Raw genomic sequence first — 17,780 nt, forward strand, 5'->3', positions numbered from 1 at the left:
CATGTATATTGGCGGACTGAAGTACTGACAAGATAAACGGAAGTCTGCTGGACCACCCAGCCCGATGCCGCCACTACTGGAGAAAACTAGAGGGAGCGGAAATATGGACCAGCAAACCGTCATCGCACGGGTCGTCGAAGCACTCGGGCCCGATCCGCGCATAAAGGCCCTGTTCCTCTCCGGCAGCTTTGGCACCGGAACCGCCGACCAGTTCAGCGACGTCGACCTCCTCGCCATAGCCGACCCCACAGACCACGAAGCCCTTGCCACCGGTTGGCGCGGGACGCTCGAAGCCATCGCCCCCATCGTCCACTACAACCGCCTGCCGCACGCGCTGGTGCTCAACGCCGTCACCGACGACTGGCTGCGCGTCGACCTCCACATCGCCAATCGCGATCACCTCGATCACACCGCACAGGACAGCCTGAAACCGCTCGTCGATCCTGCCGACCTCTACGCCACGCTCCGCCCCGAAACACCTGTCCCGGCACGCAACCCCGGGCGCCTCGGCTGGATGGTCGGCGAGTTCATCCGCATCCTCGGCCTGACCCCGGTGGCGCTCGGCCGCGGCGAGGTCGAGCTGATGACCGTCGGCAACACCTTCCTCCGCCGGTTCCTCACCGACCTGCTGACCATCGAGGTCAACCCGCGCATCCCCGGCGGCATACTGCATCTGAGTCGCGTCCTCGATCCCACCCGCATGGCGGTGCTTGCCGCCGTGCCCCTGCCCCAGCTCACCGTCGAATCCGCCATCGAGTCCAATCTCGCCCTCGCCCGCGCCTTCATCCCGCGCGCCAAAACCCTCTGTGCATCTTTGGGCGTAGACTGGCCCCACGCCTTCGAAACCGCCACCCGCAAGAACCTGCAACGGGCGCTCCCCACCCGCAGCATCGACTGGTAACTCAGACAGGCGCATAGTGGCGCCACCGCCCGCGGAACCGTCTCCGTGAAGATCGCCGTCCTCACCGCTGTCGCGATGCTGGCTTTCGCCGCCAACTCGGTGCTGGCCCGCCTGGCCTTCGCCACCGCCAATGCCGAGCCGCTGAGCTACACCGGCATCCGCCTCGCCGCGGGCGCCATCGTGCTGGCCGCGTTGCTGGCGCTGCGCCGCACGCCCGGTGCGCCGTTCACTGGCGGCGGCAGTTGGGCCGGTGCCGCCGCCCTCTTCGGCTACGCCTTTGCCTTTTCCGTCGCCTATATCCTGCTCGGCGCCGGCACCGGCGCGCTGATCCTCTTCGCCAGCGTGCAAATCGGCATCCTCGGCTGGGCAGTCTACCGGGGCGACCGGCCGGGCGCGCTCGAGTGGCTCGGCCTCGCCGTCGCCCTTGCCGCTTTCGCCTACCTCGTCTCCCCCGGCCTGGTCGCCCCGCATCCGCTCGGCACGCTGCTGATGATCGGCTCAGGCCTGTGCTGGGCCGCCTATACCTTGCTCGGCCGCGGCTCCAAAGCGCCGCTCGTCGATACCGCCGGCAACTTCATCCGCTGCCTCCCCGTTGCCGTGGCCATCATCATCGCCGGCCTGGTGCTCCACCCGGTCGATCCTGCCGCAGCAGCCTACGCCGCCGCTTCGGGCGCGGTGGCGTCCGGCCTCGGCTACGCCATCTGGTACGCGGTCCTCCCCAGCCTCGCCCGAACCCAGGCGGCCATCGTCCAGCTCACCGTCCCGGCCATTGCCGCCGCCGGCGGCGTGCTGCTGATTGCAGAGCCGCTGACCGTCCGCCTCGTCGTCGCCTCCATCGGAATCCTCGGGGGCGTCGCGCTCGCCCTCGTCGCGGCCGATCGCAGGCGCCGGGCCAAGCCGGCAACCTGAGCCACCAACGGGTTGACCTCGCCGCCTCGTCCGCTATGTTCCCACGCATCATGATGATGATCCGCAATTTCGCATCGGTGTTCCTCCTCGCCTGAGCGAGCCATAAGGCAACACCGCCGCGCCCCAGGGCGCCTTGCCAGCTCGTCCCGAGCAAATGCTCGTCGACTCCGTCGCGACACGTTGTTCGTCCCGCTGGCCCATGCGAATTCGGAAACAACCATGCCTGCTAACATTGCCGCGCTCACCGCAGCGCAGATCGACGCCTTCATCACCGATGGCTTCGTCCGCATCGACCATGCCTTTCCCGAGGACGTAGCCGCAAAAGGCCGCGATATCCTCTGGATGCTCACCGGCCTCGATCGGAACAACCCCGCCACCTGGACCCAGCCGGTCATTCGCCTCGGCGACAATCCAGCCGCACCGTTCCGTGAGGCGGCCAACACCCCGGTGCTGCACTCTGCCTTCGATCAGTTGGTAGGTCCGGGGCGCTGGCTGCCGCGCGGCAGCCTCGGCACCTTCCCGATCCGCTTCCCCTCGCCCGAGGATCCGGGCGATGCCGGCTGGCATATCGATGTCAGCTTCGGTTGGGACGAACACCCGACCGACTTCATGGCCTGGCGCGCCAATGTCAGCTCGAAGGGCCGGGCCCTGCTGATGCTGTTCCTCTTCTCCGAAGTCAGCGAAGAGGATGCCCCGACCCGCATCCGGGTCGGCTCGCACCTCGACATCGCCCSCCAGCTCGCGCCGGCGGGCGACGCGGGCCTGTCGCTGCGTGAGCTGGCCGCCAACAGCTTCGCGGAGACGGCGCACCTGCCCGAAATCCTCGCCACCGGAGGTCCGGGCACGGTCTACCTCTGTCATCCGTTCCTCGTGCATGCCGCCCAGCCGCACCACGGCACGGTACCGCGTTTCATGGCCCAGCCCCCGCTGATGCCACGCGAGCCACTGAGCCTCGACCGCTCCGACGGCGACTATTCCCCGGTGGAACGCGCCATCCGCCAGGCCATCGCCTGACCATCGCAGGGGCCGGCCGCCACGCCGGCCCCTGCACTCGACAAACCAAACCGATGCGCCGCCGCCCGATTTGCTAGTCGGATTTTGCCGCCGCGCCCGTCGTCACGCCAAATCCTGCTCCCCACAACGGTGGTCGCCGCTGTGCCGCCCCGTTAGTTTGCGCCACCATCATGCCGGGAGCGTGCATTTGATCTGGGGCATTGATCCGCTCTATTCGCTGTCGGGCTTCTTCGTGGGGCTCATCGTCGGGTTCACCGGCGTCGGCGGCGGCTCCCTGATGACCCCGCTGCTCATCCTGCTCCTCAACGTTCACCCGGCTACCGCCGTCGGCACCGACCTGCTGTTCGCCGCCGCCACCAAGACTGCCGGCACCGCCGTCCATGGTTTCAACCGCCATGTCGACTGGCTGATCGTCGGCAAGCTCGCCCTCGGTAGCGTCACCTCCGCCGCAATCACGCTCTACGTGCTGTCGCAGCTCGGCGGCTCCGATCCCGCCGTCGCTCGCGTCCTCGCCGTCGTGCTCGGCGTGATGCTGGTGCTGACCGCGCTGTCGCTGATCTTCCGCAACCGCCTGTTCGGCTTCGCCCGCCGTCACCGCGAACTCTCCCCGCCGGTGCAAACCGCCGTCACCATCGGCTTCGGCGCGCTGCTCGGCGTATTGGTGTCCATCTCGTCCGTCGGTGCCGGCGCCATCGGCGTCACCGTGCTGATGCTGCTCTATCCGCGGCTCTCGCTCGTCCGCATCGTCGCCAGCGACATCGCCCATGCCGTGCCGCTCACTCTCGTGGCCGGCCTTGGCCACTGGGCCATCGGCAATGTCGAGTGGGGCATGCTGATCTCGCTGCTGGTCGGCTCAATCCCCGGCATCCTGATCGCCAGCTTCTTTGCCGCAAAAATCCCGGAAAGCGTGGTGCGCTTGCTGCTCGCCGCCGTGCTGAGCGTCGTCGGCGTTCGCCTGCTGCTGGCCTAGGGCCGAACTGCCACGACGATCAGCCCCTCGACCGGCACGCCCCGGTCCATGCGAATGGTAACCGCCTCAGCCATCGCGATCTCGAGCCCCAGTGACCGGCATAGCGCCAGCGTCGGCTCCGCCCCATGCTGGAACCGCAGCGATGTACCAAGCCGCACAGCGTCCTCGCCGCCATGGGTCTCCAGCGAAAAGGCCAGCAGCCCACCCGGCGTCAACGCCCGGCTGGCCGCTGCCAGTGCCGGGTCCAGCGCCCCCACGTAGTTGAACACATCGGCGGCGACGATCAATCCGACGCTCGCCTCCTCGGCGGCGAGGAACGTCACCAGGTCAAGCTTCTCCAGCCGGTCGTAGACGCCCTTCCGCAGGGCCTCGACCAGCATCTTGGCCGACAGGTCGACGCCCTCCAGCCGCCCAACCCACGGCCTGAGTTGCACTCCCATCAGGCCCGTGCCGCAACCGAGATCCAGCGCCCGGGCCACGTTCGGAACGCCGCGCGCCGTCAAGACGGCACCGATCGCTGCCGCGAGCGCCTCCGGAATGCGGTACCCCAGCTTCGCCACCAGCGACTCTTCGAAGCGCGGCGCATAGTCGTCGAACAGCGCCTCGACATAAGCTGGAGCCGGCCCGCTCGTCCCAGCTCCGTGCGCCGCGAGCTTCAGCCCTGCCCCGAACAGCCCCTTGGCATCGAGCTGCCGCAGCTGCGTCCACGCGACTATTGCTCCGGCAATGTCGCCTGCCGCCTCGCGATATCCGCCAAGCAGGTTCCAGCCCGCCACCCATTGCGGCACCATCTCGAGCGCCTGTTCCATGAGGTCGGCGGCTTCAGCAAAAGCGCGCTCGGCGGCGAGCGCCGCGGCATAGCTCGCACGGCGATCGGCAACCAGGTCGCCGGACGAATACTGTATTTCGCGCAAGTTGTTTTGATACCGGGTGGGACGGCCATGCGTTTAGCGCGTCGCCTTGCCGCGGGGAAGATGGGCAAGCGCCGGAATTTCCACTTTGCTGTCACATTGGCAGGGCATAGAATGCGTTATGGGCATCCGGCGCGAGCTGGGCCCCGCCTTCCGGGCTGAGTCGCCTGGTATCTCTACGCCTTAGTGTCCCACTCCCTGGGCGCGAGGACTGCTAGTCAGATCGAATTTCAACCCGTCGCGCCACCTGCGCGCCGGGCAAAAGTCGTTTTGCCGCCCGTATTGATAGGCGGAAAATTTCGGTCTACAAGTTAATGGTCGAATATTGCGGCCGACACTTCGTGCCTGGCGTCTCAAACGCGCCTGCTGAGGTCATACCAAGAATTCGATTGGCGGAGTTTCCATTGGGGTGGGAACTGCCACGGCAGACTGCGAAAGGGACTTATATATGGCTACCGGCACTGTGAAATGGTTCAACGGCCAGAAGGGCTACGGCTTCATTCAGCCCGACGAGGGTGGGGCTGATGTGTTCGTGCATATCTCTGCTGTCCAGCGTTCGGGGCTTTCGGGCCTTGATGAAGGCCAGAAGGTGACGTACGAGATCGTCAAGGACAAGCGGACCGGCAAGAACGCCGCCGACAATCTCCAGGCGTCCTGATCCCGGATGCCGTCAGGCATCCAGGATCGGATGCTCTTTGCATGATCCAGGCGTCGACGTAGATCGCAGAGGCGCAGTCTCCGGGCTGCGCCTTCTGTTTTCGGCGGAGGTTCATACCCCGCCCGAGAAATCCTCGTAGCAGTCGTAGTTGACCTGGCGGATGATCCGCCCGTCCTTCAGTGTGATGACCATGCAGATATGCGCCACCATGGCATCGCCCGGCTGCAGCGACCCGAGCGGCACATTCAGGATCCCCTCCCACCGAGTCTCCACCGTCACCGTGTCGCCCGCCTCGAAGATCGCGCCGATCGGATAGCTCTGCTGCCGCAGCACCTTCGCTCCGCGCGGCAGATCGCGGGTCATCTCGGAGTAACCGCGAGTCTGCCCTTTGGCGTAGAGCTTATTGGGCCGCTCGATCTGCACTACGTCCGGATCCAGCAGCCGCCCCACCGCCTCCACGTCGAACCGCTCGATGGCCGCAATGTACTCCCGCACCACTCCGACGTTGCCCGCTTTCAGGCTCATGCGACACCTCCTAGAACATCGTTCTGATCACTTCTCTAGAACATCGTGGTAGTTTCATCTGAGGCGGCCTGGGCCGCCGTCCGCATCAGCCCTTGACCAGCGGGCTATCCGCAACGATATGCACCGCTCGCGCAGGGCGGACACCACCCCGCTTGACCGAAGCCTTCGCCGAAGGCAGTTTACGCACACGCTCCCCCTCAGGTCAGCATGCTGACGACGCCGAATGACTTTGGCAGGGGAGCCTTTCTTTGAGTTGGAGACGGCTATGGACAAGATTCCGATGACACCCAGCGGTCACCAGACCCTGTCGGAGGAATATCGTCGCCGCACAGCCGAGGACCGGCCGAGCATCATCGCCGCGATTTCGGAAGCGCGCGCCCACGGCGACCTCAGCGAAAACGCCGAGTACCATGCCGCCAAGGAGCAGCAGAGCCTGAACGAGGGCCGTATCAAGGAACTGGAGTCGTTGCTGGCGCTCGCCGACATCATCGACGTCACCAAGCTGAGCGGCTCGACCATCAAGTTCGGCGCGACGGTCAAGCTCGTCGACGAGGATACCGAGGCCGAGAAGTCCTACCAAATCGTCGGCGACGCCGAGGCCGATCTCTCCAAGGGTCGCATCTCGATCTCGTCGCCCATCGCCCGGGCGATGATCGGCAAGGAAGCCGGCGATTCGGTCGAAGTCACCGCCCCCGGCGGCGCCAAGACCTATGAAATCCTCGACGTGAAGTTCATCTGACGCGATTTCGGCTTGCCGCCCGTCACCTAAGCTGTGACTTTTCGGTGGTTCCGCGCGCTCCATCGTCCCAGGACGATGGCAGTGCCCTTGAAAGGTGCGCGCCGAACCTCCTATTTTGGTCTAGGGCTTAAGTCTCAGAGTAAGTGGAGCGTAAGGTGCACGCCAAAGTCGTCATCATCGGATCGGGTCCGGCCGGCTATACGGCCGCCATCTATGCGGCGCGCGCCATGCTCGAGCCCGTCATGATCGCCGGCATCCAGCCGGGCGGTCAGCTCACCATTACCACCGATGTCGAGAACTATCCCGGCTTCGCCGACGTCATCCAGGGCCCCTGGCTCATGGACCAGATGAAGGCCCAGGCCGAGCATGTCGGCACGAAGATGATCAACGACATCATCGTCGAGGTCGATTTCGACAAGCGCCCCTTCGTCCTCATCGGCGACGGCGGCACGCGCTACACCGCCGACTCGGTCATCATCGCCACCGGCGCCCAGGCCCGCTGGCTCGGCCTCGAGTCCGAAGAGAAGTTCCAGGGCTTCGGCGTCTCCGCCTGCGCCACCTGCGATGGCTTCTTCTATCGCGGCAAGGAAGTGATCGTCGTCGGCGGCGGCAACACCGCTGTCGAGGAAGCGCTGTTCCTCACCAATTTCGCCAGCAAGGTCACGGTCGTGCATCGCCGCGGCGAGTTCCGCGCCGAGCGCATCCTGCAGCAACGGCTGTTCAAGAACCCCAAGGTCGAAGTGATCTGGAACGCCGAGATCGAAGAGGTCTATGGCGACCAGATGCCCCGCTCGGTCAAGGGCGTGAAGATCCGCGACACCAAGACCGGCCACGTCACCGAGAAGAACGTCGACGGCGTGTTCATCGCCATCGGTCACTCCCCGGCCACCTCGATCTTCGCCGGCAAGCTCGACATGAAGCCCGGCGGCTACCTCGAGGTTCAGCCCGGCAGCACTGCCACCAACATCCGCGGCGTCTTTGCCGCCGGCGACGTCACCGACGACGTCTACCGGCAGGCTGTGACAGCTGCGGGCATGGGCTGCATGGCGGCCCTCGACGCGGAAGAATATCTGGCATCGCTCGAGCTCGCAGAAGCGGCGGAATAGCCGATGCTGGATTGGGACAAGCTCCGCATCTTCCACACCGCTGCTGAATCCGGGTCTTTCACCCACGCCGCCGAAAAGCTCAACATGAGCCAGTCTGCCGTCTCGCGGCAGATTTCGGCGCTCGAGGAAGATCTCGGCCTCAAGCTCTTCATCCGCCACGCCCGCGGCCTCGTGCTGACCGAAGTTGGCGAGCAGTTGTTCCGCACTGCGCACCGCATGCACTGGGAACTACAGCAGGTCGAAACCCAGATGTCCGAGAGCCAGGAGGTCCCCACCGGGCCCCTGCTCGTCACCACGACCGTCGGTATCGGCTCGACCTGGCTGTCGTCGCGCATCCACGAGTTCCTGATCCTCTATCCGGAAATCCAGATCGAGATTAAGCTCAACGACGCCGAGCTCGATCTCGCCATGCGCGAGGCCGACGTCGCCATCCGCCTGCACCGGCCGAACCAGTCCGAGATGATTCAGCGCAAGCTGTTCACCGTGCACAACCACTTCTACGCCTCGCAGAGCTATCTCGAAGAGTTCGGCGAGCCGCAGGCCGTGGAAGACCTCGACCGCCACCGCATCATTTCCTTCGGCGAGCCGGTCCCCTCCTACCTCGGCGACATCAACTATCTCGAGCGCCTCGGCCGCCCCGATTCCTCGCCGCGCCGCGCCTCGATGAAGGTCAACGCCATCTACGGCATGATGCAGGCGGCCCGCGCCGGCATCGGCATTGCCATGCTGCCGGCTTATGTCACCGAAAACGAGAACACGCTGGTGCGCGTCCTCGCTGGCATCGAACTGCCGGCCTACGAAGCCTACTTCGTCTATCCCCCTGCGCTGAAGAACTCCAAGCGCGTCGGTGTCTTCCGCGATTTCCTTGTCGGCAAGGCCCGGGAGTGGTCGTTCTAGAGGACATCGCCGGCATCGTCTGAGCCGGCGGAACCATCAGCCTCCACCTTGGTTGAGTGCGCGAACGCGATCCTGCGTCGCACACCCCTCCGGAGGAAGCAAATGGCTACCGAAAAGACCCTCGACGACCTGTTCCTTGATACCCTCAAGGACATCTACTACGCCGAAAAGCAGATCGTGAAGACGCTCCCGAAGATGGCCAAGGCAGCCACTGCCCCCGACCTCAAGGCCGGCTTCGAAAAGCACATCGAGGAGAGCGAAGGCCACGTCGAACGCCTGGAACAGGTCTTCGAACTGATCGGCAAACCGGCCCGTGGCAAGACCTGCGAAGCCATCCTCGGCATCATCGAGGAAGGCAAGTCGATCATGGACGAGTTCAAGGGCACGTCCGCCCTCGACGCCGGCCTGGTCTCTGCGGCGCAGGCCGTCGAGCACTATGAGATCGCCCGCTACGGCACCCTCAAGACCTGGGCCCGGCAGCTCGGCCTCAACGAGGCGGTCAGCCTGCTCGATGCGACCCTCAAGGAAGAAGTCGCAACCGACAAGAAGCTCACCCAGGTCGCCGAAAGCAACGTCAACCGCATGGCGGCCTGACCACAGCTCGAGTGGGGCCCAGCGCCCCACTCACCATTCTCGGCGCGGCCCGGCAAGTCCCAACTCCTTCCCGTTCATCGGCAATTCAGCGGCCTCGGCTAGAACGGGCCAATCTTGGGGACCACCATGAACCGCTTCGCCACCGCTGCCGCGCTCTGCCTCGTCGCCACGCCGTCATTCTCGCAGATGATCACCATCACACCGACGCAGATCGGTGAGATCTTCTGCATCTCTCGTACCGGCAACGACATGGCGCCGGTCGAGGGGCTCCTCACCGTCGAGCTGAAGGCCGCCATCGCCGAAGCCGAAGCCAAGAACGACGCCATCCAGAAAGCTCACCCCGACGAGAAGCCGCCGCTCGGCGACGGCATCCCGTGGCAGGCCTTCCCCGACTATGCCGCCGAGTGCAAGGTCGGCAAAGTCACCCTGGAGGCAGATCAGGCCACGGTCGATATCGCCTATGGCTTCCCCGAATACCCCGACGCCAACTTCACCGATCACCTGCAGCTGAGGCTGGTCTCATTCCCGATGGTCTCCGAGCCGCTCTGGCGTATTGACGACCTGACCTATGCCACGGAAGGCGATCTCCGCACCGTCCTCGTCAGCGTCTTCGAGAACTGATCGACACGGGGCACCTCCCCCTTGACGCCCCACCGCCAAAGGCGCATTGCGGCTCAGTTCCGGGCGCTTGCACCCGGACCTTCATCAAGGACTGAAAATGAACCCCGACAGTCGAAGTCGATCTTCGATCTTGCCGGCGCTCTAGGCTCCTCCCGGGCCGGCGCGCCGGTGCGGCTATCTCTTGGAGCCCCGCTATGCTGCGTGCCTATATCCGCGAAGGCGACCGCCTCGTTCCCACCGATTTCGATCCCGCCACCGGCACCCAGCTCGCCGGCGCCGTCTGGTACAGCCTGACCGATCCGACGCGCGAAGAGGACAAGTTCGTCGAGTCCTGCCTCGGCATCGATATCCCGACCCGCCGCGAAATGCAGGACATCGAGCCCTCCGCGCGCCTCTACAGCGAGGAGGGCGCCGAGTTCATGACCATCACCGCCCTGATCGATTCCGATACCGACCAGCCGGTGAAGACCCCCATCACTTTCGTGCTGCGCAACGACCAGTTGGTCACCGTGCGCTATGCCGACCCCAAGCCGTTCCGCCTCTACGAGCGCCTCGTCTCCCGCCCCACCATGGGCGAGATCGGCGGCGAGCGCGTGATGATCGGCTTGCTCGAGTCCTTCATCGATCGCCTGGCGCAACTGCTCGAGAACACCGGCGACGGCATCGACCAGATCTCGCGCGAGGTGTTCGGCAACAAGTCCACCAAGCCCACCCGCAAAACCCGGGATCTGCAATCGCTGATCGAGCGCATCGGCAAGAAGGGCGACGTCCTCACTCTCGCCCGCGAGAGTCTCGTCTCCATCAGCCGCCTCGTCAGCTTCCACCAGTCGAGCGGCTCGGAAGACCAGAAGGCCGCCCGCGACCGGAAGCAGGATCTGAAGGTGCTGCTGCGCGACGCCGCGGCACTCAGCGACCACGCCGCCTTCCTCTCCGACAAGATCACCTTCCTGCTCGACGCCACCCTCGGGCTGATCAATCTTGAGCAGAACCAGATCATCAAGATCTTCTCGGTCGCCGCCGTGGTGTTCCTGCCGCCCACCCTCGTCGCCTCGATCTACGGCATGAACTTCGAGTTCATGCCCGAGCTGCATTGGGCCGTGGGCTATCCGTTCGCGCTGGGGCTCATGGTCCTCTCCGCTGCGGTGCCTTACCTGTTCTTCAAGCGCAGCGGCTGGCTCTGACGCACAAGATTCGCGCGTCGAAACTGACAAAAAACTGTCACAATCAAGCACTTGGCGCCGCATTCGCATCCGCGTGCGACGCCGTGGCGCACGTCGGAAACCGCAATACACGAGCAAACTCATCGACTTAACAGCCATGCAAAAATTGCATGCCCCTCATTCAGCACTCTTCGGTTGATGGGTCAGCAGTCACGCCATATATCCCCGCTCGACAGCAGCTGAGCGCATCTCCCTCCTCCTCCTCGCGCTCGTTGTTTGTTCCTCCCTGTAGCCAGAAATGGCTGCTACTCGGCCCCGCTCTCCCCTCGAGCGGGGCCTTGTTTTTTCCGCATTCCGTTTCGCGCGGGCTATCCGTAGTTGACGCATACGTCACGGCAGCATGGCTGACCTTTACCTGCGCAAACTGCATAGCTGGCATGTAAAGCTCTGCATTGTGGACCAAACGGTCAAAGTGCATATTGTGAGTGTCGATGTGAGCCGCACCGTATCCTCCTCCCTCGGTCCTGCTCTGCGACACCGGTTTCAAGTCGTATCCTCCTCCCTCGACTTGGGGCCATCGGCAAATGGCGTATCCTCCTCCCTCGTCCATTTGCCACCACTTTAGATTTGGACTTCGGTCCTTTTCATTGGGCCCCATCTTCGGATGGGGCCTCTTTTTTTGCTTGCGCTGATCTGTGCCCACCTGCGGCAGCCTGCCGCACCCGATCGCCTCGCGCCCAGTGCATGGCTGACGTTCCGACTTGGCGATTGTTCCGACTCCGCCCCCGACCGATAGTTGTTCCGACGAATTGCAGCCGCTCCTCCTCCCTGGCTGCGTTCTGATGGGTCACCCGCTTCGGCGAGCCGGCCTTTGAAGGCCCCGCTCATCCCCTCGAGCGGGGCCTTTTTTCATCCAGCGCATTGTCTAGGATGAAATCCGGCCCATCCGAGACATCCCAATGGCATCACCAGTCCCCACCATCGACCTGCCCTCGGGCACCAGCCTGCCGATCCTCGGCCAGGGCACCTGGCGCATGGGCGAGGACCGGCGCAAATACGCCGACGAGGTTGCCGCCCTGCAGCGCGGCATCGATCTGGGGATGACACTGCTCGATACCGCCGAGATGTATGGCGATGCCGAGCTGGTCGTCGCCGAGGCGATCAAGGGCCGCCGCGGCGAAGTCCAGGTCGTCAGCAAGGTGCTCCCTTCCAACGCCAGCCGCACCGGCACCATTGCCGCCTGCGAGCGCAGCCTGAAGCGCCTCGGCACCGACCACCTCGATCTCTATCTCCTCCACTGGCGCGGCCGGCACCCGCTCGCCGAAACCGTTGCCGCCTTCGAGGAACTGAAACAGGCCGGCGTCATCCGGGAATGGGGCGTCTCCAATTTCGATGTCGACGACATGGAGGAGCTCTTCGGCGTCCCCGGCGGCAACCGCTGCGCCACCAACCAGGTGCTCTACCACCTCGACGCGCGTGGCATCGAGTTCGACCTCCTCCCCTGGTCCATCTCCCACCGCATGCCGATCATGGCCTACTCGCCGCTCGGCAACGACGGCCGCCTGCTGCGGCATCCGGAGTTGCAGCGCATCGCCCGCGCCCACGACGCTACCCCTGGCCAGATCGCGCTAGCCTTCGTCCTCGCCCGGCGTGGCGTCATCGCCATTCCCAAAGCCACCCAGCAGGCGCATGTGGTCGAGAACCGGGAGGCGCTGGATATCAAGCTCACCGAAGCCGATCGCGCCACGCTCGACGCCGCCTTCCCGCCGCCGCGCCGCAAGCAATCGCTGGATATGATCTAAGTCGTGGGCTCTTGGGAGGAACCACCACCGGCCTCGCGGTGATCCTCCCCCGCGTGGCGGGGGAGGGGCGACCAGCGAAGCCGGTGGAGTGGGCGGCTCTGAACCCCGGCGCCTCCCGCCACGCAGTCCTTGCCCGGCATTTCCTGCCGCCTGCCCCATCCTACCCCGCCCGAACGCCCGGAATCCCAGCCCTCCACGCTGGCACGCCACCTGCATGGTGGTGCGCGTACGCCCGGAGGCAATCATGACCAGCGTCGGCACGTCGACCAGCACCAGTTCCCTGACCTACGCGCAGATCATCGCCAACGCGCAGAAGACCCAGCAGCAGGCGCTGACCAACCCGCCTGCCACCACCTCGACCGAAACCGGCGCCACCAACGTCACCCTGTCCGACGCCGCCAAGGCCGCCCTCACCACCATCAAGGATTTCGCCACCGTCACCACCGACGCGCGCGCCACCCTCGACAAGCTCCTCGCCGACGCCAAGCTCACCACCCCGCTGAAGGATGGCAAGCTCGCCCTGGACCTCAGCAAGGTCGATCGCCGTGAGCTCTATGCCATGAGCACCAATTCCAACCAGCTGTTCACCCCCGACGAGCAGAAGGCCGCCGCCATCGAGCTGCAGAGCCGCTTCGACCAGGCAATGGCCGGCCCCACCGCCGTCGGTCGCGTCACCGGCAGCGTCAAGGGCCTCTACGTCGCCGCCCTCGCCTACTTCGACGCCATGGGCCCCGAGGAGAAAGCCTCCGCCGCCTATGTCGACCAGCGCGCTGCGCTCGAGGATATGCTGAAGCAGCTCGAAGCCGACCCATCCACCCTGCCCGGCACCGTCGCAAACGATCCGGTCAACGCCTACATGGAGCGCCTCGCCGGCGGCGAAACCGGCAAGCCGCGCGATATCGCCAACGTCGCCGCCGATGCCCGCACCACGCTCGACGCGCAATACAAGGTCAGCGGCAACAACAAGCCCGACTACTCCGAGTTCGACAGCCGCTCCCTCGCCTCCGTTGCGCTGAACTCGAACGGCAAGTTCAGCCCCACCGAAGTCCGCACCGCCTCGATGGAAATGCGCTCCCGCTCCGGTGCCGCACTGCTGCAGAGCCTCAAGTCCGCCGGCAACAGCGACCCTGCCGCCTTCGCGCAAAACGTCATCTCGCTTTACGGCGCCATGAGCAGCGAAGAACGCGCAGCCGCCGGCTGGTCCGAAAACCTCTACGCCGCCGCCGTCTCCAACTACCAGACCGCCAGCAAGCTGGGCTCGATCCTCGGCCAGGTCACGGGGTCATCGTCATTCGGCGGGAGTGGTGGCAGCGCGATGAGCCTGATGGACTACCTGTAGGCGATACCACCAAAAGCGCAGTCAGTGCCTTCTCCCCTTGTGGGAGAAGGCACTTCCCTCGTCCTCGCGGCAGCTACCGCCGCGCAAACCTGTCCAGCGCCGCGACCAGCGCCTCACCCATCCCGGCATCGCCGCTGGAGTGGCCGGCCCCGTCGATTACCACCAGCTCGCTGCCTGGCCAGGCCTTGGAGAGCTCCCACGCGGTCAGCAGCGGCCCCTGCAGGTCCACCCGGCCCTGCACCAGCACGCCCGGTATCTCCTTCAGCGCCCCCGCACCGCGCAGCAGCTGGCCCTCCTCCAGCCAGGCCAAATGCCGGAAATAGTGCGTGACGATGCGCCCGCGCGCCAGCATACGGGCAGAATCCACGCCGTCCGACGCCCGCCCAACCTGCACATTGGCCGATACCGTCACGTTGTCCCAATCATGAAAATCCCGCGCCGCCTTGGCCCGCACTTCCGGGTCGGCGTCGAACATCAGGTCGTTGTAGGCGTGGACCATCCGGTCGGGCGGCGTGTCCGGCGGCACGCCCGCACGGAACCGCTCCCACTGCTCGGGAAACAGCGGCGCCACGTCGCGATACATCCAGTCGATCTCCCGCTGCCGGGTCGACGTCACCCCGGCGAAGACCATCGCGGCAACCCGGTCCGAATGCAGCTGCGCGTAGGCGAGGCCCAGCGTCACGCCCCACGACATGCCGTAGATCACCCACCTGTCGACGCCGAAATACAGCCGCAGCCGCTCGATGTCGCGCAGCAGGTGCGCCGTCGTGTTCACCGAGAAATCGACGCCCTCGCCCGACGCATGAGGCGTACTCCGCCCACACCCCCGCTGGTCGAAACCGATGATCCGATATCGCGCCGGATCGAAGAACCGCCGCATCGATGGCGAAAACCCCGACCCCGGCCCACCATGCAGGATCAGCGCCGGCACCCCATCCGGATGGCCGGCCTCCTCCCAGTAGACCGCATTGCCCTCCCCCACCTCGAGCCAGCCGCTCGCGACGGGCTCGGTGACGGGGTAGAGCGCAGCCATCAGCTCACCCTGGCGCAGAAGTCCTGGATGCGGCTCACCGCATCCTCGAGCTGGGCATTCGACGCCGCGTAGCTCAGCCGCATATGCCCGGCGAGCCCGAACGCCGTGCCATGCACCAGCGCCACGCCGGTCTCTTCGAGCAGTGCCAAGACGAAATCCGCATCCGTCGCCAGCGCCCGGCCACCACCGGAGGTCCTCCCCAGCAGCCGCTTCACCGAAGGGAACACATAGAACGCCCCTTCCGGCGTCAGGCAATCAAGCCCGGTATTGGCGTTGAGCCCGCGCACCACCAGGTCGCGCCGGCCCTGGAACACCTCGCGCCAGCCCTTCAAGAACCCCTGCGGACCGTTCAGTGCTTCCACGGCCGCCCATTGCGAAATCGACGACGGGTTGGTGGTCGATTGGCTCTGCAGCTTGTTCATCGCCCCGAGCAGCGGCCGCGGCCCGGTGCAGTAGCCGATGCGCCAGCCGGTCATGGCGTGCGACTTCGACACGCCGTTCATCGTCAACGTCCGCTCCCGTAGCTGCGGCTCCACCCCGGCGATCGTCGCGAACGTGCCGCCGTCATAGACCAGCACTTCATAGATATCGTCGGTGAGGATGTGCACATGCGGATGCCGCAGCAGCACGTCCGCCAACCCGCGCAGTTCATCCCTCGTGTAGGCAGCCCCAGTCGGGTTCGACGGCGTGTTGAGGATCAGCCACTTGGTCTTGGGCGTGATCGCCGCTTCCAGCACCTCGGGCTTCAGCTTGAAGCCGGTCGAGGCATCGGCCACCGCGAACACCGGATCGGCGTCGCACAGCCGCACGATCTCGGGATAGCTCACCCAGTACGGCACCGGGATCACCACCTCGTCGCCGGGGTTCAGCGTGGCCATCAGCGCGTTGAAGATGATCTGCTTGCCGCCCGACGAGACGAAACAGTCCGCCGCCGTGACGTCCAGCCCGTTGTCGCGCTTGAACTTCGCGGCAACCGCTTCCTTCAGCTCGGGGATACCATCCACCGCCGTATAGCGCGTCTTGCCCGAGTTGATCGCCCGGATCGCCGCCTCGCGCACGTGCTCGGGCGTATCGAAATCCGGCTCGCCCGCTGCCAGCGAGATCACGTCCTCGCCCTGCCGCTTCATCTCCACGGCTTTGGAGTTGATCGCGACGGTGGCGGACGGCTGGATGCGGCTGAGCGCTTCAGACAGGAAAGCCAAGACAATCTCCCGGAAAATGGCCGGAAATCTCTACGGCCTCAAACCGCGGCACACAACCGGGACGTTGGTCACAAGGCTTGGCTCACAAGGCTTGGCTCACAAGGCTTGGGTCAAACAGCGCGCGCCGGGACCGGTACGCGAGCCGGCACTGCCACGGCGCCGCCGTCGGCTCGGGCCGTGCTGCTGCCGATCTCCATTGCCTGCTCGCCATCGGGCATCAGGCTGACAAGAATGGCGGCAAGTACGGCGGAAACGATCAGAGCCTTCAACGGAAGCATCCTGCACAACAACAACGGGAACGACGGCGCCCTTGTCGTGCCGCAGCTTTGAACGCCGACTGATACCGCCGTTCATCTGCCGCTCAGAATTCGTTCAGACGCCCATCCCAGCCTGCTTCAGCAGTTGCACGCCCTGCACCCGCCAGCCGTCCTTTTCCTCGGCCAACTGGTAGAACGCCTCGTAGAGGCTCTGGTCGTTGCCCACCAGCTTCACCTCCTGCACTACCGCCTTGTCGCCCATCTTCTCGAACTTGCCGAAGCTGTGCGAGCGCGACTCCATGATCGGCGCGTAGCCCGCCCCGACAATGGCGCTGAAGAATGCCTCGGCAGACGGAAACGCCACCTGGAACCCCGCCCCGGCATACTGAAACGCCCCCGGCGCATCCTTCGCCCGGAACGCCTCGATCTGGCTGGTGATCACGCTCTGCCACGGTTCGAGCGCCGTGCTCGGCGTCGTCGTCTCCTGCGCGCTCACCGCCGCCACGAGCAGCATAAAAGCGGCCAGCACGCCCGCCAGACTGGTCACGAAACGCTTCATCATCGCCTCCCTCCATCAGGTGCGCCGCGATCCCGCCACAGGATCGCCTTCAAATCGTACCCTCTTCACCGCGTTAGCAACGAAACATCCTCGCATTCGGGGGGCCTTTTCACCCCGTTGTGATCTGCCGAGTTAGCGAGTCCTCATGTCTCCCACCAAGCTCCCCCAGCCCCGCAAGACGAGGTTCAAGCCGCGCCGTCCGCTGTTCCGCAACGCGCTGAGCGCCGCGACCGCCATTTCGTTCTCCCTCACTTTCGTGGGCGCCGGCCTCGCCTTGCTCTTCGGCCTCATCCCCCCGCGCACCATCACCGGGGCCGGCGAGATCGATACCGCCGTCGTTCTGCTGTTCGTGCCGCTTTGCGCGCTGCTCTTCGCCATCCTCGTCGAGGTGGTGCGCGCGATCCTCCGCGAAGGGCTGCAGCCGGCCAAGCCGCGCCAGCCCAATCCCCTCTCCGCCTGGAAACCGGGACACGGCGAGAGCTGATACGGGCCACGTCGGAAAAGCATTGATTCAGCGCGTTTAGCGCCACGCCGTTCATCTTCCCGTTAGCTACGGTAATCTAGAACCGCGGTGGCGCTCGCT

Annotated in this window: 20 protein-coding genes; 14 read left to right on the top strand and 6 right to left on the bottom strand. The window is 65.3% G+C overall.

All coding sequences use genetic code 11. The features are described 5' to 3' along the window. Positions 1-103: 103 nt before the first annotated feature. From AC1DYL_RS00900 to AC1DYL_RS00915, 4 genes are all read left to right on the top strand, one after another. Positions 104-901 carry a nucleotidyltransferase domain-containing protein gene (locus AC1DYL_RS00900; RefSeq protein ID WP_477171705.1) on the top strand — a complete coding sequence of 266 codons (798 nt, stop codon included), beginning with the start codon at positions 104-106 and terminating at the stop codon, positions 899-901. 45 nt (positions 902-946) lie between these two features. Beyond that, entirely contained in the window at positions 947-1,810 is an 864-nt protein-coding gene (locus AC1DYL_RS00905) for a DMT family transporter (RefSeq protein WP_477171706.1), read from the top strand. Positions 1,811-2,029: 219 nt separating this feature from the next. Next, entirely contained in the window at positions 2,030-2,824 is a 795-nt protein-coding gene (locus tag AC1DYL_RS00910; protein ID WP_477171707.1) for a phytanoyl-CoA dioxygenase family protein, read from the top strand. Positions 2,825-3,011: 187 nt separating this feature from the next. Then, positions 3,012-3,794, top strand: a complete 783-nt coding sequence (locus tag AC1DYL_RS00915) for a sulfite exporter TauE/SafE family protein (RefSeq protein WP_477171708.1) — start codon at positions 3,012-3,014, stop codon at positions 3,792-3,794. On the opposite strand, the gene AC1DYL_RS00920 is transcribed toward AC1DYL_RS00915, so the two are convergent. Beyond that, positions 3,791-4,708, bottom strand: coding sequence for a class I SAM-dependent DNA methyltransferase (locus AC1DYL_RS00920; protein WP_477171709.1), 918 nt, complete (start codon positions 4,706-4,708; stop codon positions 3,791-3,793). The genes AC1DYL_RS00915 and AC1DYL_RS00920 overlap by 4 nt on opposite strands. 445 nt (positions 4,709-5,153) lie before the next feature. Here AC1DYL_RS00920 and AC1DYL_RS00925 point away from each other — a divergent pair, with 445 nt between their 5' ends. Then, positions 5,154-5,363 carry a cold-shock protein gene (locus AC1DYL_RS00925; protein ID WP_055045318.1) on the top strand — a complete coding sequence of 70 codons (210 nt, stop codon included), beginning with the start codon at positions 5,154-5,156 and terminating at the stop codon, positions 5,361-5,363. A 111-nt stretch (positions 5,364-5,474) separates the two neighbouring features. On the opposite strand, the gene AC1DYL_RS00930 is transcribed toward AC1DYL_RS00925, so the two are convergent. Continuing rightward, positions 5,475-5,888 (bottom strand): nuclear transport factor 2 family protein, encoded by a 414-nt coding sequence (locus AC1DYL_RS00930; protein ID WP_477171710.1) that lies wholly within the window; start codon positions 5,886-5,888, stop codon positions 5,475-5,477. A gap of 265 nt (positions 5,889-6,153) precedes the next feature. Between AC1DYL_RS00930 and greA the strand changes: the two genes are divergently transcribed. From greA to AC1DYL_RS00970, 8 genes are all read left to right on the top strand, one after another. Then, positions 6,154-6,627: a transcription elongation factor GreA gene (greA, locus tag AC1DYL_RS00935; RefSeq protein ID WP_477148884.1), complete on the top strand. Its 474-nt coding sequence runs from the start codon at positions 6,154-6,156 to the stop codon at positions 6,625-6,627. A 143-nt stretch (positions 6,628-6,770) separates the two neighbouring features. Further along, positions 6,771-7,733 (top strand): thioredoxin-disulfide reductase, encoded by a 963-nt coding sequence (gene trxB, locus AC1DYL_RS00940; RefSeq protein WP_477148883.1) that lies wholly within the window; start codon positions 6,771-6,773, stop codon positions 7,731-7,733. A gap of 3 nt (positions 7,734-7,736) precedes the next feature. Further along, complete coding sequence (locus AC1DYL_RS00945; RefSeq protein ID WP_477148882.1) at positions 7,737-8,630, top strand: LysR family transcriptional regulator; 894 nt, start codon at positions 7,737-7,739, stop codon at positions 8,628-8,630. 102 nt (positions 8,631-8,732) lie between these two features. Next, complete coding sequence (locus AC1DYL_RS00950; RefSeq protein WP_477171711.1) at positions 8,733-9,224, top strand: YciE/YciF ferroxidase family protein; 492 nt, start codon at positions 8,733-8,735, stop codon at positions 9,222-9,224. Between the two features lie 126 nt (positions 9,225-9,350). Beyond that, positions 9,351-9,845 carry a hypothetical protein gene (locus AC1DYL_RS00955; protein WP_477156643.1) on the top strand — a complete coding sequence of 165 codons (495 nt, stop codon included), beginning with the start codon at positions 9,351-9,353 and terminating at the stop codon, positions 9,843-9,845. A gap of 194 nt (positions 9,846-10,039) precedes the next feature. Continuing rightward, positions 10,040-11,026: a magnesium/cobalt transporter CorA gene (gene corA / locus AC1DYL_RS00960; RefSeq protein WP_477171712.1), complete on the top strand. Its 987-nt coding sequence runs from the start codon at positions 10,040-10,042 to the stop codon at positions 11,024-11,026. A 938-nt stretch (positions 11,027-11,964) separates the two neighbouring features. After that, entirely contained in the window at positions 11,965-12,807 is an 843-nt protein-coding gene (locus AC1DYL_RS00965) for an aldo/keto reductase (protein WP_477171713.1), read from the top strand. A 244-nt stretch (positions 12,808-13,051) separates the two neighbouring features. Next, positions 13,052-14,146, top strand: coding sequence for a hypothetical protein (locus AC1DYL_RS00970; RefSeq protein ID WP_477171714.1), 1,095 nt, complete (start codon positions 13,052-13,054; stop codon positions 14,144-14,146). Positions 14,147-14,219: 73 nt separating this feature from the next. On the opposite strand, the gene pip is transcribed toward AC1DYL_RS00970, so the two are convergent. The 4 genes from pip to AC1DYL_RS00990 form a co-directional block, all read right to left on the bottom strand. Continuing rightward, complete coding sequence (gene pip / locus AC1DYL_RS00975) at positions 14,220-15,179, bottom strand: prolyl aminopeptidase (protein ID WP_477171715.1); 960 nt, start codon at positions 15,177-15,179, stop codon at positions 14,220-14,222. Next, on the bottom strand, positions 15,179-16,381 hold the full coding sequence (locus AC1DYL_RS00980; RefSeq protein WP_477171716.1) for a pyridoxal phosphate-dependent aminotransferase: 1,203 nt from the start codon (positions 16,379-16,381) through the stop codon (positions 15,179-15,181). Before AC1DYL_RS00980 ends, pip begins: the two co-directional genes overlap by 1 nt. A 110-nt stretch (positions 16,382-16,491) precedes the next feature. Beyond that, positions 16,492-16,650, bottom strand: a complete 159-nt coding sequence (locus tag AC1DYL_RS00985; RefSeq protein ID WP_477171717.1) for a hypothetical protein — start codon at positions 16,648-16,650, stop codon at positions 16,492-16,494. 103 nt (positions 16,651-16,753) lie between these two features. Then, entirely contained in the window at positions 16,754-17,200 is a 447-nt protein-coding gene (locus AC1DYL_RS00990; RefSeq protein WP_477171718.1) for a DUF4864 domain-containing protein, read from the bottom strand. A gap of 142 nt (positions 17,201-17,342) precedes the next feature. Here AC1DYL_RS00990 and AC1DYL_RS00995 point away from each other — a divergent pair, with 142 nt between their 5' ends. After that, positions 17,343-17,681: a hypothetical protein gene (locus AC1DYL_RS00995; protein WP_477148872.1), complete on the top strand. Its 339-nt coding sequence runs from the start codon at positions 17,343-17,345 to the stop codon at positions 17,679-17,681. Positions 17,682-17,780 lie beyond the last annotated feature (99 nt).

Source organism: Devosia sp. P1_H9 (assembly GCF_056405135.1).